The organism is Kitasatospora sp. NPDC098663 (genome assembly GCF_044760075.1).
GTDB lineage: Bacteria > Actinomycetota > Actinomycetes > Streptomycetales > Streptomycetaceae > Kitasatospora.
The window spans coordinates 1-15,339 of the sequence record NZ_JBIWAP010000086.1 but is presented as its reverse complement, the minus strand read 5'-3'; the positions used below and the strand labels follow the sequence as shown (position 1 = coordinate 15,339).

The window sequence follows — 15,339 nt, the reverse complement described above, 5'->3', positions numbered from 1 at the left end:
CTCCCCTTCGTCGTCGCCCTCAACGGCTTCGACGGACACCAGCCCCACACCGCCGACGAGGTCCGCGAAGCGCTCCAGCTCAGCGCCGAGACCCCCGTCATCACGCTCGACGCCCGCCGCCGCGACAGCGCCAAGAGCGCCCTCATCACCCTCGTCGAGCACGCCCTCCTCGCCCGACTCCGATGACGGACACGGCCGCGGCGGGTCGCCCGGCGGTTTGCCCGGTGAGCTGCCCGGTGGGTTACTCGGTGGGCTCCAGGCCGGCCCGGATCAGCCCGTAGGTGTAGGCGTCCTCCAGCGCCAGCCAGGAGGCGGCCACCACGTTGTCGGCCACCCCGACGGTCGACCAGGTGGACGTGCCGTCGGTGGACTCGATCAGCACCCGGGTCTTGGAGCCGGTGCCGTGCTGCCCCTCCAGGATGCGGACCTTGTAGTCCACCAGCTCGAACCGGGCCAGCGGCGGGTAGATCCCCTCCAGCGCGGTGCGCAGCGCCTGGTCCAGCGCGTTCACCGGGCCGTTGCCCTCGCCGGTGGCGATCCGGCGCTCCCCCTTCGCCCACAGCTTCACCGTCGCCTCGTTGCCGGTGAAGCCGTTCGGGCCCTGCTCGCTGATGGTCCGCCAGGACTCCAGGGTGTAGAAGCGCTCCCGGCCGCCGCGCACCTCGTCGCGCAGCAGCAGCTCGAAGGAGGCGTCGGCGGACTCGTAGGTGTAGCCGAGGTTCTCCTGCTCCTTCACCCTGGCCACCACCCGGCCGGCCAGGTCCCGGTCGCTGGACAGGTCGTAGCCGAGCTCCTTGCCCTTGAGCTCGACCGAGGCGCGGCCCGCCATGTCGGAGACCAGCATCCGCATGGTGTTGCCGACCCGCTCCGGGTCGATGTGCTGGTACAGGTCCGGATCGACCTTGATCGCGGAGGCGTGCAGGCCCGCCTTGTGCGCGAAGGCCGAGTAGCCGACGTACGGCTGGTGGGTGGAGGGGGTCAGGTTGACCACCTCGGCGATCGCGTGCGACAGCCTGGTCATCTCGGCGAGCCGGCCCTCGGGGAGCACCCGCCGGTCGTACTTGATCTCCAGCGCGCCGACCACCGGGAACAGGTTCGCGTTGCCGACCCGCTCGCCGTAGCCGTTGGCGGTGCACTGGACGTGGGTGGCGCCGGCGTCCACCGCGGCCAGCGTGTTGGCCACCGCGCAGCCGGTGTCGTCCTGGGCGTGGATGCCCAGCCGGGCGCCGGTGACGGCCAGGACGTCGGCGACGGTCTCCCGCACGCCGGCCGGCAGCATCCCGCCGTTGGTGTCGCACAGCACCACCACGTCCGCGCCCGCCTGGTGCGCGGTGCGGACCACGGCCAGCGCGTACTCGCGGTTCGCCCGGTAGCCGTCGAAGAAGTGCTCGCAGTCGATGAACACCCGCCGCCCCTGCGCGCGCAGGAACTCGACGCTGTCCCGGACCATCTCCAGGTTCTCGTCCAGGGTGGTGCGCAGCGCCAGCTCCACGTGCCGGTCGTGCGCCTTGGCGACGAGGGTGACGACCGGGGCGCCCGAGGCGACCAGCGCGGCCAGCTGCGGGTCCTCGGCGGCCTTGCCGCCGGCCCGGCGGGTGGCGCCGAAGGCGACCAGCCGGGCGTGCCGGAGGTCCAGTTCGGCGGCGGCCCGGGCGAAGAACTCGGTGTCGCGCGGGTTGGCCCCCGGCCAGCCGCCCTCGATGAAGCCCACCCCGAACTCGTCCAGGTACCGCGCGATGGCCAGCTTGTCCGCCACCGTCAGGTTGATGCCCTCCCGCTGCGCGCCGTCGCGCAGGGTGGTGTCGAACACGTGGAAACTGTCGTCGGTACGGCTGACCTCGGTCATGACCCCTGGTTCTCCGTTCGGGGAGGTTCGTACTGCTCTGCCGGATTGCGAGTCCCGGCTCCACTGTCCAGCATCCCGCGCGCGGCTCCGGTGTCCCCGAGCCCCTTGTGGGGGCTCCCGGCCGGTCCGGAGGCTGTGTTCATCGGGGCGATGCCCGAAAAACGAAAAAACCCCTCGCGAGTGCGAGAGGTCTGCGCGCGGGTCTGGACGCTGGTGGTCGCTCCGCATCGGGTCCTGCGGGAGCGGTCACTGCGGACCGGCGCGCCTGCTGTTAATAATCAGCGACAGCGAGGACACGTTCGCAGTCTGGCACACGTCCCGGCACCCGGCCCGCCCCGTCTCGCGATGCGAAACGGGGCGGGCCGGAGCGGGCAGCGGCGGGCGCCGCCTCAGACGATCTTGTGCAGCCAGCCGTGGGTGTCGGGGGTCTGGCCTCCCTGGATGGCCAGCAGGGCCCGGCGCAGCTCCATGGTGGTCGGGCCGGGCTCGCCGGCGCCGACCGTCCAGTCGGCGGCGGCCGACTTGACCGAGCCGACCGGGGTGATGACGGCGGCGGTGCCGCAGGCGAACACCTCGGTGAGGGTGCCGTCCGCGTTGGCCTGCTGCCACTCGTCGGTGGAGATCCTCCGCTCCTCGACGGCGTAGCCGAGGTCGGTGGCGAGCTGGAGCAGCGAGTCACGGGTGATGCCGGGCAGCAGGGCGCCGGACAGCTCGGGGGTGACGATCTTCGCGTCCTTGCCCTCGCCGAAGACGAAGTACAGGTTCATGCCGCCCATCTCCTCGATCCACCGGTGCTCGGCGGCGTCGAGCCAGACGACCTGGTCGCAGCCCTTCTCGGCGGCCTGGGCCTGGGCGATCAGCGAAGCGGCGTAGTTGCCGGCGCACTTGGCGGCGCCGGTGCCGCCGGGCGCGGCCCGGACGTACTCCTTGGACAGCCACACCGAGACCGGCTTGACGCCGCCCGGGAAGTAGGCGCCGGCCGGCGAGGCGATGATCATGAACAGGTAGGAGTTCGCCGGGCGGACACCCAGACCGACCTCGGTGGCGAACATGAACGGACGCAGGTACAGGCTCTGCTCGGGCTCGTTCGGCACCCACGCCTGGTCCTGCTGGACCAGCAGCTCGACGGCCTCGACGAAGGTCTCCACCGGCAGCTCCGGCATCGCCAGCCGGCGGGCCGAGGCCTGGAAACGGGCCGCGTTGGCCTCCGGACGGAAGGTCGCGATGGAGCCGTCGGCCTGGCGGTAGGCCTTGAGGCCCTCGAAGATCGACTGGCCGTAGTGCAGGGTCATGTTCGCCGGGTCGACCTCCAGCGGCGCGTACGGCGCCAGCTGGGCGTCGTGCCAGCCCACGCCCTCGGTCCAGCGGATGGTGACCATGTGGTCGGTGAAGACCCGGCCGAAGCCGGGGTTGGTCAGCCGGGCCTCGCGCTCCGCGGTGGGCAGCGGGTGGGCGGAAGGCTTGAGGTCGAACGTGATGGGCGCCTGGGTGGGCGTGCTCATGGCTGTTTCCTTCACCGTGGGGTAGGTCCGGGTCGCCACCGCCGGGTGCCCGCAGCGGCCAACCAGCACCGGAACGAACGCACAACGGCACGACCCACTGTCGATACTCGCATCCAGAGGGCCGTGCCGAACAGCCGCCCGCTCCTTGGGGAGCTGCAAGCTGCGGTTATGTGGTGCGGCCCGCCGGGCCGCGACCGTTGTCGGCCCCGGCCCGTGGGCCGGAGTCCGTCAAGCGGATCCGGCCCGTCAGCCGGCTACTCGGGTGACCAGCGCGTCGCCGACCTCGGAGGTGCTGCGGGTGCCGGTGCGCTCGGCCAGGTCCGCCGCGACGGCGGCCTCCACCCGGGCGGCCTCGGCGGCGAAGCCCAGGTGCTCCAGCAGCATGGCGACCGACAGCACGGTGGCCGTCGGGTCGGCCTTGCCCTGGCCCGCGATGTCCGGCGCCGAACCGTGCACCGGCTCGAACATCGACGGGAACTCGCCGCCCGGGTTGATGTTGCCGCTCGCGGCCAGGCCGATCCCGCCGGTGACGGCGGCGGCCAGGTCGGTCAGGATGTCGCCGAACAGGTTGTCGGTGACGATGACGTCGAAACGCTCCGGCTGGGTGACGAAGAAGATCGTCGCCGCGTCGACGTGCAGGTAGTCGGTGGTGACCTCCGGGAACTCCCGGCCGACCTCCGCGAAGATCCGCGACCACAGGTGCCCGGCGTGCACCAGCACGTTGTTCTTGTGCACCAGCGTCAGCTTCTTGCGCGGACGCGCCTGGGCCCGGCGGTAGGCGTCGCGCACCACGCGCTCGATGCCGAACGCGGTGTTCAGGCTGACCTCGGTGGCCACCTCCTGCGGCGTCCCGGTGCGCAGCGAGCCGCCGTTGCCGACGTACGGGCCCTCGGTGCCCTCGCGGACCACCACGAAGTCGATGGCCGGCTCACCGGCCAGCGGGGACTTCACCCCGGGGAACAGGCGGCCCGGACGCAGGTTGATGTGGTGGTCGAAGGCGAACCGCAGCTTCAGCAGCAGCCCCCGCTCCAGCACGCCCGACGGCACGCTCGGGTCGCCGATGGCGCCCAGCAGGATCGCGTCGTGCGACTTCAGCTCGGCCAGCACGCCGTCCGGCAGGGTCTCCCCGGTCCGGTGGTAGCGCCGGGCGCCGAGGTCGTACTCGGTGGTCTCCAGCTTCACGTCGGCGGGAAGCACGGAACCCAGGACCTTGAGACCTTCGGCCACCACTTCCTGGCCGATGCCGTCACCCGGGACAACTGCGAGACGAATCGTGCGAGACATGCTCGGACCCTACTCCGGTGTCCCAGGGGCTGACACCAGGCGTCCACCATCCGGACGGGTCAGGTCAGGTCATCAGGTCAGGTCGATCTCGACGGGGAACGGCCGATCGACCTTCAACTGCTTGTGGTGGATCCCGGTCAGGGCGTAACCGGAGTCGGCCGGATCCAGCTCGTAGACGTACACCACCGGGCGACCCTCGTCGCACTCGACGCGCCAGAAGTGACGGATACCGGCGGCCGCGTACTTTCGCGGCTCGATCTCGCGGTCACGTTCCTCGGACTCATCCGACACGACCTCGACCGCCAAGGGAGCGCGGGGGCCGGGTCCGCGCGGGGGGCGCGCTTAGGGTGACGGGGTCCGGCAATCCCTCGCGGAAACGGGGTCGAGCAGCAATGGGCGTGCGGCGGCGGGAGGTGCTGGTCTGCGGGAGCGCGGCCGGGCTGGCGGTGGGCGGGTACGCGCTCGCGGTGGGGCTGCGCGGGGCGTGGCCGACGGGGACGGGCGAGGCCGCCCTGCCGTACCACGCCCACCTGTGGGACCTGATGCACGGGCGAGCGGCCGGGGACCTCCTGTTCAACTGGAACAGCGGCTACGGCGTCCCGTTCCTCGCCGACTTCTTCGCCTACCTGATGAACCCGTTCTCCTGGGCGACCGCCCTCCTCCCCCGCGACCAGGGCCGGTTCGCGCTCCTCCTGGTCACCCTCGCCACCATCGGCCTCGGCACCGCCCTGATGGCCCACCTGCTCGGCCGGCTGCACGCCGGCCCGCACTGGCTGCGGGCGCTCGCCGCCGTCGGGTACGGGCTCTGCGCCTGGGTGCTCGACGTCGGCGGGGCGGCGCCGATGTGGCTCTGGGGCCTGGTCGCGCTGCCGCTGCTCGGCCTGGCCGCCGACTGGTGCCTGCGCGAGCGGCGCTGGGTGGCCGGCTCGCTGTGCGTCACCCTCGCCTGGGCCGGCAACCTGTACACCGCCGCGCTGGCCACCCTGATGGCCGGGCTGCTGCTGGCCGTCCGCCTGTTCGCCACCCCCCGGCCGTTGCGCCACCGGGTCCGGGTCACCGGGCGGGCCTTCACCATGGCCACCACCGGCGTCCTGCTCGCCTCACCCGTGCTGTTCGTCGCCGTCCGGGCCGCGCACGGCGCCCAGCCGGAGTCCCCGGTGCAGCCGCTCGGCCCGTCCGGGCTCGGCGGGCACCTCGCGCAGCTGCTGCCCGCCACCCACGGCGGGCGGCCGCTGCCGGACGTCGCGATCGGTCTGCTGGGGCTGCTGCTGGTGTGCGGGCTGCCGTTCAACCGGCGGGTGCGGGAGCGGGAGCGGGCGGTCTGGTGCGGGGCGCTGGTGCTGGTGGTGCTCAGCTTCGTCTGGACCCCGACCGTGGTGGTCTGGCACGGTCTGGCGATCCCGGCCGGCGGGCCGTACCGGGTCGCGTTCGTGCTCAGCGGCCTGCTGGTGCTGGCCGGCTGGGTGTCGCTGGCGCACCGGCCGGACCGGCTCACCCTGCTGGGCGGCGCCGCCGTGGTCGCGGTGATCGCCGCGCTGGCGGCGGGCCGGCACTCGGTCCGTGCCTCCACCTGGGCACTGCTGGCCGTCGGCGGGGTCGTCCTGCTCGCCGCGCTCTGGACCCTCGACCGCCGGCACACCGACCGCCGGGCCACCGCCCTGGCGACCTGGGTGCTGGCCGGCGCGGTGCTCGGCAACACCGTCTGGTCCGGGTACGCGGCGCTCGCCGCCGCCCCGGCCGACACCGCCTCCGCCGGAGCCGTCCGGGCCGGGTACGCGGCGGTGCGCGACGGCGCCGCGTGGCCCCGGGGCCGCAGCGACCCCGGCCCGCACGCCTTCACCACCAACGATCCGCTGCTGCTCGACGGCCAGGGCGGCGGCTACTTCAGCGGCTACCTGCCGACCGTCGCCGCCCTGCTGCTGCACGACCTCGGCGCGGGCTGGACGGCGGGCGGGCGGCAGACCGCCAGCGTCACCGATCCGGTCGGGCAGGCCCTGTTCGCCGTCCGCTCCCACCTCGACGACGGGCCGCCCCCGACCGGCTTCACCCCCGGGCGGGCCGCCGCGCCGCCGCTGGTCACCGTCCTGCCGCCCGGCGCCCGGCCGGACACCTCCTCGGTCTGGTCCCGGCAGGAGTCACTGCTCGGCAGCCGGGTGTACGAGGCCCCGCTGCCCGTCCCGGCCGGCGGCCCTGTGCCCACCCTGCACGGCACCAGCGGCTGGTCGCTGCCCGGCGGCGCCGAGGGCACCGTCCTCACCGCGGCCTGCACCCCCGGCGGCACGGCCTACTTCCACGGCGTCTGGTACCGGGGCACGGTCAGCGGGCTCGGCACCAGCTACCGCAGCGACGGCGAACAGCCCACCACCGCCGTCGCGATCCACCGGCTGGGGCCGGTCCCCGCCGACGGGACGGTCCGGGTGACCCTGCGCTCCGACACCGCCGGCCAGATCCCGGCCCGCCCGATCGGCTGCCTGCGGCCCGGCGCCCTCGACGACGCCGTCGCCCGTCTCACCGCCACCGGCGCGACCGGCGTGGCGGCCGGCGGGCACACCCTCACCGCGACCCTCCCGGCCGGCTCCACCGGCACCGCGCTGCTGTCCGTCCCGGCCGCCGAGGGCTGGACCTGCGCGGCGGGCGGCGGCCGGTACGTCCCGCCGACGCCCGTCCTGGGCATGATCGGCGTACCGCTCGGCGCCGGCGCCGACCGCATCGCCTGCTCCTTCCGTCCGCCCGGTCTCACCGAGGGCCTCACCGTCAGCTCCGCCATCGCCGCCGCTCTCGCCCTGGTCGCCGTCTTCACCCGCTTCTCCCGCCGCCCGACCCGCGCCCCCCGCCGCACCCGTCGGCTCGCCGCCCAGGCCGCCCGGACCACTGACCGGGGCTGAGGCGACCAGGCCTGGGACGACCAGGGCGGACCCTGCCGGGCACGGCCGACGGCCGTCGGCACCACGGCGAGGCGTGGCGCACACGCACGGGGGCGGCCCGCCAGGTCGGCGGGCCGCCCCTCGGACGGGTGCGCTCAGGGCAGGGTGATCAGCTGGCTCCGGTGGGCAGCGGGGTTGAGGTGGTGGAGCAGGAGCAGGCGGGAGGTGTCACCGGGGGTGCGGTGGACGTCGAGGACGGTGCCGGGCCGGACCGGGGTGGCGAGGGCCGCGGGGCCGCCGAGGCCGGCGCGGATGTCGACGGCGGGGTGCAGGACGTCGAGGGCCAGGACGGGGCGGGTGCCGCGCAGGCCGATGGCGGAGTAGGACTCGGCCGGGTCGGGTGTGCCGGGGGCGACGGTGGCGGTCCAGACGCCGTAGTGGACGGTGCTGTGGCCTTCCCGGACACCCGGCAGGGCGCTCAGCCGGACGGGGAGGACGAGGGCGTCGCCGTCCAGCAGGGCGGTGTCGGTGTCGCCCCAGTGGCCGTTGAGCGGCTGGACGTCGAGTTCGGCGCCGGTTCGGGCGTCGAGGGCGCGGGAGACGAGGACGTCGCTGCCGCGCAGCCGGTCGGCTTCGAGGATGACGTCGGTGGTGCCGTCGCCGTCGGTGTCCAGGGAGACCCGGACGCCGTAGAGCCCGACCGGGGTGGCGGCCGGGGCCCAGAGCTGGGCGCCCACGTAGAGCAGGTCGGAGCTGGTGGCGGCACCGACGACCCGCAGGTTGGCGGCCCGGTCGCCGGGCTGCTGGACGCAGACGTCCTGCGCGGGGTCGGCCGGCTCGGTGCCGTCGTCGGGCCGGATGCCGGCCCCGGGCCCGACGGCGGCTTCGCTGTCGGGCGGGCAGTCGGCCCAGCGGGTGCCTTCGCCGCCGAGGGTGAGGGCGGTGACGAGTCCGGGCCGGTTGCCGGGGGCGGCGCTGCCGCCGAGCATCAGGACGGTGCCGTCCCGGGTGGTGCGGGCGGCGGCGGTGGCGGTGAGGTCGGTGGCCGGGCGCGGGGCGGCGAGGACGGGGACGCGCAGCTGGGGCAGGGCCGGGTCGGTGACGGGGGTGAGCAGGACGCGGCCGGAGAGTTCGGCGCGGTAGCTGCGGGCCTTGCCGTCCTGCACGGTGTCGATGGTGGGGTCGGGGGCGCGGCCCAGCTCCCCGGGGACCGCGAGGGTGACGTGCACCCGCGCGGTGCCGCCGGCCGGGACGTCGACCTGGTCCGGTGTCACCTCGAAGGTGGCGCCGGGCAGTTCGGTGGCGGCCGCGTAGCCGGTGCGGTAGCTCAGCGGCCGGTCCGCGTGGTTGCGCACCTCGATGTCGCGGCCGAGGGCGGTCGGCCCGGCGATCTCGACCGGCCCGTAGGAGACGCCGACGCTGCCTTCGGCCGCTCCGTCGCCGGCCGCGTAGGCGACGACGGGGGTGTGGACGGCCCGGTCGACCTGGGCGCGGCCGGCGCCGGTGCGCTCGGGGCCGTAGACCGGTCCGCCGTGGTCGTCGCCGAGCCAGGTGTCGACGGCGGTGTTCATCAGCGCGGCCTTGAGCTGTTCGACCGGCCAGTCGCGGTGGGCGGCGCGGACGAGGGCGGCGAGGCCGGTGATGTGCGGGGTGGCCATCGAGGTGCCGTCCTCGCGCTGGCCGCCGCTGCCGCTGCCGACGAGGGCGGACCAGATGGTCTCGCCGGGGGCGGCGAGGTCGGGTTTGACGATGCCGGGGACGCCGATGCCGCGGGAGGAGAAGTCGGTGAGGGTGTCGGTGCGGGCGGGCTGGTTCTGGGAGACGGAGCCGTGCAGCGGGTTGCCGGGGGCGGCGAGGCGGACCTCGACCGGCCCGGCCGCGGCGGCCTGCCGGAGCCGTTCGCCGTCGGCGTGGGCGAGCAGGGCGGCCGGGATGCGGTCGTTGCCGGAGATCTCGGCGAGGTGGTCGGTGTCGGCGGCGTAGAGGGCGCCGATCGCACCGGCGTCGGCGGCGTGGTCGGCGCGGGGGCCGGAGTTGCAGGCCCGTTCGGAGTCGCGGGTGCGCCAGGTGAGGACGGCGATCTTTCCGGCGAGCCGCTGCCGGTCGGCTTCGCTGTAGGCGGCGCAGCCGTCGGACTGGTCGGCGGGCAGGGCGAGTTGGCCGCTGACGTCGGCACTGGACCAGCCCTTGTAGCGCTCGCTCCAGTGGGCCGGGACGACGCCGGCCAGGTCGGCGGGGGCGAGCACGGTGAGGCCGTCGGTGTCGCTGTGCTGGTCGACGGAGGCGGCGACGGCGATGGCCCGGGCGGCGGTGCCGGGGCTGCCTCCGATGCCGTAGACGTCGCCGTCGTTGCCGGCGGCGGCGACCACGACGGTGCCGAGGGCGGCGAGCCGGTCGACGGCGAGGGCGTCGGTGTCGTCGGGGCTGCCGAAGCGGCTGCCGAGGGAGAGGTTGACGACGTCGAGGCGGTCGCCGAGGTCGCCGTCGCCGTTGGGGTCGGCGGCGAGGTCGAGGGCCTGGGCGAGCCGGTCGGTGGAGCCGTCGCAGCCGAAGACCCGGATCGCGTACAGCTGGGCGCCGGGGGCGGCGCCGGGGCCGACCTTGAACCCTGCGGGGTCGAGTCCGGGCCGGTAGGGGCCGGTGTACGGGTGGCCGTCGGCGGTGACGCCGTAGCCGGCGGCGGTGCCGGCGACGTGGGTGCCGTGCCCGTTGCGGTCGCAGTCGATCGGGTTGTCGCTGGGGTGCGGGACGGGCTGGTGGTGCGGGGAGGACGGGTCGGGGTTGTAGTCGTCGCCGACCAGGTCCTTGCCGCCGATCACCTTGGCGTTGGGGAACAGGTCGGGCGGGGCGGGCTTACCGCGTTCGACGGAGCGGAAGGCGGCCTCGGTGCCGGGGCCGCCGAAGTCGGCGTGGGTGTAGTCGATGCCGCTGTCGATGATCCCGATCCGCACCCCCTGGCCGGTGTTGCCGTCGCCGGTGGCACCGGCCCAGACCTGCGGGGCGCCGAGCAGCGGGACGGAGTAGGCGTTGTCCCGCTGCTTGCGGACGATCGGGTGGACGGCCCGGACGCCGGGCAGCGCGCGCAGGGCGGGCAGCCGGTCGGCGGGCGCGTCGACGGCGAGGCCGGTGATCAGGGTGCGGGTGCGGTAGAGCTCGCCGGCGGTGGGCGCCGCCCGGTGGACGGCCGCGGCGAGCCGGTCGAGGGCTTCGCCGGCCCTGGCCCGCTGGGCGGCGCCGGCGTCGGCGGCCTCCCGGCGGGCGGCCTCCGGGGAGCGCTGGGCCCGCCGGGCCCCGTCGGCGGCGCGCCGCCAGGCGGGCCCGGCCGGCTCGGTGCCGAGTTCGAGCAGGACGGAGGCCGTTCGGCCGGCCCTCGACGGCTCCGTCGGGGGCCCGCCGGAGGCGGGGGTGGCGGCGAGCGCCGCGCTCCCGGCCAGCAGGGCCAGGGTGAGGCCGATCCGGGTGACGGGTCGGCGGACGGATGGCAGACGCACTGGGCCCTCTTCCCCCGGCAGGGGGACTGATCCGCACACCGTGTCGCTGACGCCCGCCCGCGCGAACGTCGATCACCCTTCCGGGGGCCCCAAATTAGGATGATCGCGCCGGCGAGCGCGAGCAACTTCCCTCGGACGGACGCCGGTTGCACTCGACCGGGTGACCTGACGGCAGCCCGAGCGGCCTATTCGGCGGATGAACGGCCGGGCCCGCGAAGCCGCCGGAGGGCGTCGGCCGGCACCACCCGGCGGACGGGCCCGCCGGAAGCGCCCGTCAGAGGTGCCCGGTCGAGCCGCCGTTGTCGCGGCGGTCCAGCGCCCGCTGCAGGGCGGCGGCGGCGAAGGGGTTCCGCTCGGCGGCCCGGCGCCGGCGCGGGGCGCGGACGGGGGTGGCGGCGGGGGTGGGGGTGGCGTGGCGGTCGGCAGTGAGGGGCATACCGGGCTCCTTGGAAGCGGCGCCCCGAAGAGGGCGCGGGAGGGGGAGGGGTACGCGCGGGGGCAGGGATCGCCCGCCCGTGAAGGCGCACGCGGACACGGGCCGAACGCCCTGTCTACAGGGTCGGCACGCCGTATCGCCCTTCCACGGTACGACCGAGCCCGGGCCGTGTCTGCACGAATACTTGGATTTCCTAGTATCTGAGACGGAGCCGTCCCGCGGAACGCAGCGGGGCCCGGACCGCCGGCGAACGGCGGTCCGGGCCCCGGGGGCGTCGGGCTCAGGCGCCCAGGTCGACCGAGCGGGCGAAGCGGGCGCCGATCTCGGCGGCGATCGCCGACAGCACGTCCTGCGGGATCTGGCTGTCCACCGTGATGGAGGCGAGCGCGCCGCCGCCGTCGCGGGCGACCTGCATGCCGGCGATGTTGATGCCGGCGTCGCCGAGGTGGCGGCCGAGCACGCCGACCACGCCGGGGCGGTCCTCGTACTTGAAGAAGGCCATGTGGTCGGTGAGCGCGACGTCCACGTCGAAGGCGTCCACGCCGACGATCTTCTGGGTCTGCTTCGGGCCGGCCAGGGTGCCGGAGATGGCGATCTCCTCGCCGTTCGCGAGCGTGCCGCGGACGGTGATCACGTTGCGGTGCTCGGCGCTCTCGCTGGAGGTGGTCAGGCGGACCTCGACGCCGCGCTCCTGGGCGAACAGCGGGGCGTTGACGTAGGACACCGTCTCCGCCACCACGTCCTCGAACACGCCCTTCAGCGCGGACAGTTCGAGCACCTTCACGTCGTGCTGGGTGATCTCGCCGCGGACCTCGACGTCGAGCCGGACGGCGACCTCGCCGGCCAGCGCGGTGAAGATCCGGCCGAGCTTCTCGGCCAGCGGCAGGCCCGGGCGCACGTCCTCGGCGATCACGCCGCCCTGGACGTTGACGGCGTCCGGCACCAGCTCGCCGGCCAGCGCCAGGCGCACCGACTTGGCGACGGCGATGCCGGCCTTCTCCTGCGCCTCGTCGGTGGAGGCACCCAGGTGCGGGGTGGCGACCACGTTGTCGAAGCCGAACAGCGGGGAGTCGGTGCAGGGCTCCTTGGTGTACACGTCCAGGCCGGCGCCGGCCACCCGGCCGTCGCGCAGGGCGTTGGCGAGCGCCTCCTCGTCCACGATGCCGCCGCGGGCGGCGTTGACGATGCGCACGGTCGGCTTGACCTTGTGCAGCGCCTCGTCACCGATCAGGCCGATGGTCTCGGGGGTCTTGGGGAGGTGGACGGTGATGAAGTCCGAGGCCTCCAGCAGCTCCTCCAGGGTGACCAGCTTGACGCCCATCTGGGCGGCGCGGGCGGCCTGGATGTAGGGGTCGTACGCGACGATCTTCATGCCGAACGCGGACATCCGCTGGGCGACCAGGACGCCGATCCGGCCGAGGCCGACGACGCCGAGGGTCTTCTCGCTCAGCTCGACGCCGGTGTACTTGTTGCGCTTCCACTCGCCCTGCTTGAGCGCGGCGTTGGCCGGCGCGATGTTGCGGGCGACGGAGATCAGCAGGCCGCAGGCGAGTTCGGCGGCGGTGACGATGTTGGAGGTCGGCGCGTTCACGACCATCACGCCGGCCTTGGTGGCGGCGGCGACGTCCACGTTGTCCAGGCCGACCCCGGCCCGGGCGACCACCTTGAGCTTGCGGGCGACGGCCAGCGCCTCCGCGTCGACCTTGGTGGCGGAGCGGATCAGGATCGCGTCGACGTCGGCGATCGCGCCGAGCAGCTCGGTGCGGTCGGCGCCGTTGCAGTGGCGGATCTCGAAGTCGGGGCCGAGGGCGTCGACGGTGGCGGGCGACAGCTCTTCGGCGATCAGGACGACGGCGGTTTTGGATGTCACAGTGCTCACGACAGTGTGTCCTTAACTCTGCGGTTCTCCCCGGCACGTGGGTGGCGTGGACGGCGGGGGGAAGGTGGCATGCCGCGTAGGTAGACGCACGACGCTGTGGGCCTGACGCGCACTCGGAGTGTATCGACGGGCTGGGTACCAGGCTGCTCCCGTCCGGCGAAATCACCCGGACGGGAGCAGCCTACTTGTACAAGGAAGTTACAAAATCGGGCAGAGCCCGAGGCCGGTTCAGGCCTTGTCGTCGACCCAGCTCATCAGCGAGCGCAGCTTCTTGCCGGTGGTCTCCAGCAGGTGGTCCTCGTCGGCCTTCTTGTACTCGTTGTACTTGGGCAGACCGGCCTTGTACTCGGCGATCCAGGTGTTGGCGAAGGTGCCGTCCTGGATCTCGGCGAGGACCTTGCGCATCTCGGCCTTGGTGGCGTCGGTGATGATCCGCGGGCCGGTGACGTAGTCGCCCCACTCGGCGGTCTCGGAGACCGACCAGCGCATCTTCTCCAGGCCGCCCTCGTACATCAGGTCGACGATGAGCTTCAGCTCGTGCAGGCACTCGAAGTAGGCGATCTCCGGCTGGTAGCCGGCCTCGACCAGGGTCTCGAAACCGGCCTTCACCAGGGCGGCGGTGCCACCGCAGAGGACGGCCTGCTCACCGAACAGGTCGGTCTCGGTCTCCTCGGTGAAGGTGGTCTTGATGACGCCGGCCTTGGTGGCGCCCAGGCCCTTGGCGTAGGACAGCGCCAGGTCGAAGGCCTTGCCGGAGGCGTCCTGCTCGACGGCGACGATCGCGGGGACGCCGCGACCCTCCTCGTACTGGCGGCGGACCAGGTGGCCCGGGCCCTTCGGGGCGACCATGCAGACGTCGACGTCCGCCGGGGGCTTGATGAAGCCGAAGCGGATGTTCAGGCCGTGGCCGAAGAACAGGGCGTCGCCGGCCTTCAGGTGCGGGGCGATGTCGGCCTCGTACACGTCGGCCTGGATCGGGTCCGGCACCAGGATCATGATGACGTCGGCCTCGGCCGCGGCCTCGGCCGGGGTGACGACGCGCAGGCCGGCCTCCTCCGCCTTGGCACGGGACTTGGACTCCGGCTTCAGGCCGACCCGGACGTCGGCGCCGGAGTCGCGCAGGGACAGCGCGTGGGCGTGGCCCTGGCTGCCGTAGCCGATGACCGCGACCTTGCGGCCCTGGATGATGGACAGGTCGGCGTCGTCTTCGTAGAACAGCTCGGCCACGGGGGCACATCTCCTTGCGTGGTGGTTGCCGGGTACGCGTTCTCTACGGTAGGCGTACCGGCGGGGGGCGTGGGGCGGTGCTTCAGGGTGTGAGACGGCCTGCGTCTCGGGGGTGCTCAGGCGCTGCGGTCGAGGGCGCGCAACGAGCGGTCCGTGATCGAACGGGCGCCGCGCCCGATGGCGACCAGGCCGGACTGGACCAACTCCTTGATGCCGTAAGGCTCCAGCATCCGGAGCATGGCCTCCAGCTTGTCCGAGCTTCCGGTGGCCTCGATGGTCACCGCGTCCGGGGACACGTCGACGGTCTTGGCACGGAACAGCTGGACGATCTCGACGATCTGCGACCGCGTCTCGTTGTCGGCGCGGACCTTCACCAGGACCAGTTCCCGCTGGATCGCAGCGGACTGGTCGAGTTCGACGATCTTTATCACGTTCACGAGCTTGTTGAGCTGCTTGGTGACCTGTTCCAGCGGGAGGTCCTCGACGTTGACCACGATCGTCATCCGGGACACGTCCGGATGCTCGGTCGGGCCGACGGCGAGGGAGTCGATGTTGAATCCCCGACGGGAGAACAGCGCGGCGATGCGGGCGAGCACGCCGGGCTTGTTCTCGACCAGGACGGAGAGGGTGTGCTTGGACATGGGGTTCCTCAGGCGCTCTGGAGTTGGAGGGGGACGTCAGTCGAGGTCGTCGCCGAAGTCGGGGCGGACGCCCTTGGCGAACTGGATCTCGTCGTTGCTGGTGCCCGCGGCGACCATCGGCCAGACCATGGCGTCCTGGTGGACGATGAAGTCGATGACGACCGGGCGG

At 73.7% G+C, this 15,339-nt stretch carries 9 protein-coding genes and 2 pseudogenes; 2 read left to right on the top strand and 9 right to left on the bottom strand.

Translation table 11 applies throughout. From position 1 onward, the window contains the following. Nucleotides 1-186, top strand: a pseudogene (locus ACIQVZ_RS40985) (ATP-binding protein); the annotation flags it as partial. Nucleotides 187-241: 55 nt separating this feature from the next. Here the strand turns inward: ACIQVZ_RS40985 and cimA are convergent. The 4 genes and pseudogenes from cimA to ACIQVZ_RS40965 all read right to left on the bottom strand — a co-directional run. Then, nucleotides 242-1,846, bottom strand: coding sequence for a citramalate synthase (gene cimA, locus ACIQVZ_RS40980; RefSeq protein ID WP_350887599.1), 1,605 nt, complete (start codon nt 1,844-1,846; stop codon nt 242-244). Nucleotides 1,847-2,235: 389 nt separating this feature from the next. Next, nucleotides 2,236-3,348, bottom strand: coding sequence for a branched-chain amino acid aminotransferase (locus ACIQVZ_RS40975; protein WP_402457853.1), 1,113 nt, complete (start codon nt 3,346-3,348; stop codon nt 2,236-2,238). A gap of 246 nt (nt 3,349-3,594) precedes the next feature. After that, nucleotides 3,595-4,632 (bottom strand): 3-isopropylmalate dehydrogenase, encoded by a 1,038-nt coding sequence (locus ACIQVZ_RS40970; protein ID WP_402457850.1) that lies wholly within the window; start codon nt 4,630-4,632, stop codon nt 3,595-3,597. Nucleotides 4,633-4,704: 72 nt separating this feature from the next. Then, nucleotides 4,705-4,944 (bottom strand): annotated as a pseudogene (locus ACIQVZ_RS40965) (Uma2 family endonuclease); the annotation flags it as partial. 80 nt (nt 4,945-5,024) lie between these two features. Here ACIQVZ_RS40965 and ACIQVZ_RS40960 point away from each other — a divergent pair. Next, on the top strand, nt 5,025-7,517 hold the full coding sequence (locus tag ACIQVZ_RS40960; protein WP_402457848.1) for a YfhO family protein: 2,493 nt from the start codon (nt 5,025-5,027) through the stop codon (nt 7,515-7,517). A 134-nt stretch (nt 7,518-7,651) separates the two neighbouring features. On the opposite strand, the gene ACIQVZ_RS40955 is transcribed toward ACIQVZ_RS40960, so the two are convergent. The 5 genes from ACIQVZ_RS40955 to ilvN form a co-directional block, all read right to left on the bottom strand. Continuing rightward, nucleotides 7,652-10,987, bottom strand: a complete 3,336-nt coding sequence (locus ACIQVZ_RS40955; RefSeq protein WP_402457845.1) for a S8 family serine peptidase — start codon at nt 10,985-10,987, stop codon at nt 7,652-7,654. 274 nt (nt 10,988-11,261) lie between these two features. After that, entirely contained in the window at nt 11,262-11,423 is a 162-nt protein-coding gene (locus ACIQVZ_RS40950; protein WP_350887612.1) for a hypothetical protein, read from the bottom strand. 280 nt (nt 11,424-11,703) lie between these two features. After that, a complete protein-coding gene (gene serA / locus ACIQVZ_RS40945; RefSeq protein ID WP_402457856.1) occupies nt 11,704-13,293 on the bottom strand; it encodes a phosphoglycerate dehydrogenase in 1,590 nt (529 codons plus the stop codon). 237 nt (nt 13,294-13,530) lie between these two features. Next, the gene (ilvC, locus tag ACIQVZ_RS40940; protein ID WP_063347727.1) at nt 13,531-14,529 is read right to left on the bottom strand and encodes a ketol-acid reductoisomerase; all 999 of its coding nucleotides are present in this window, start codon (nt 14,527-14,529) and stop codon (nt 13,531-13,533) included. A gap of 116 nt (nt 14,530-14,645) precedes the next feature. After that, a complete protein-coding gene (gene ilvN, locus ACIQVZ_RS40935) occupies nt 14,646-15,170 on the bottom strand; it encodes an acetolactate synthase small subunit (protein WP_030302941.1) in 525 nt (174 codons plus the stop codon). Nucleotides 15,171-15,339: the final 169 nt, after the last annotated feature.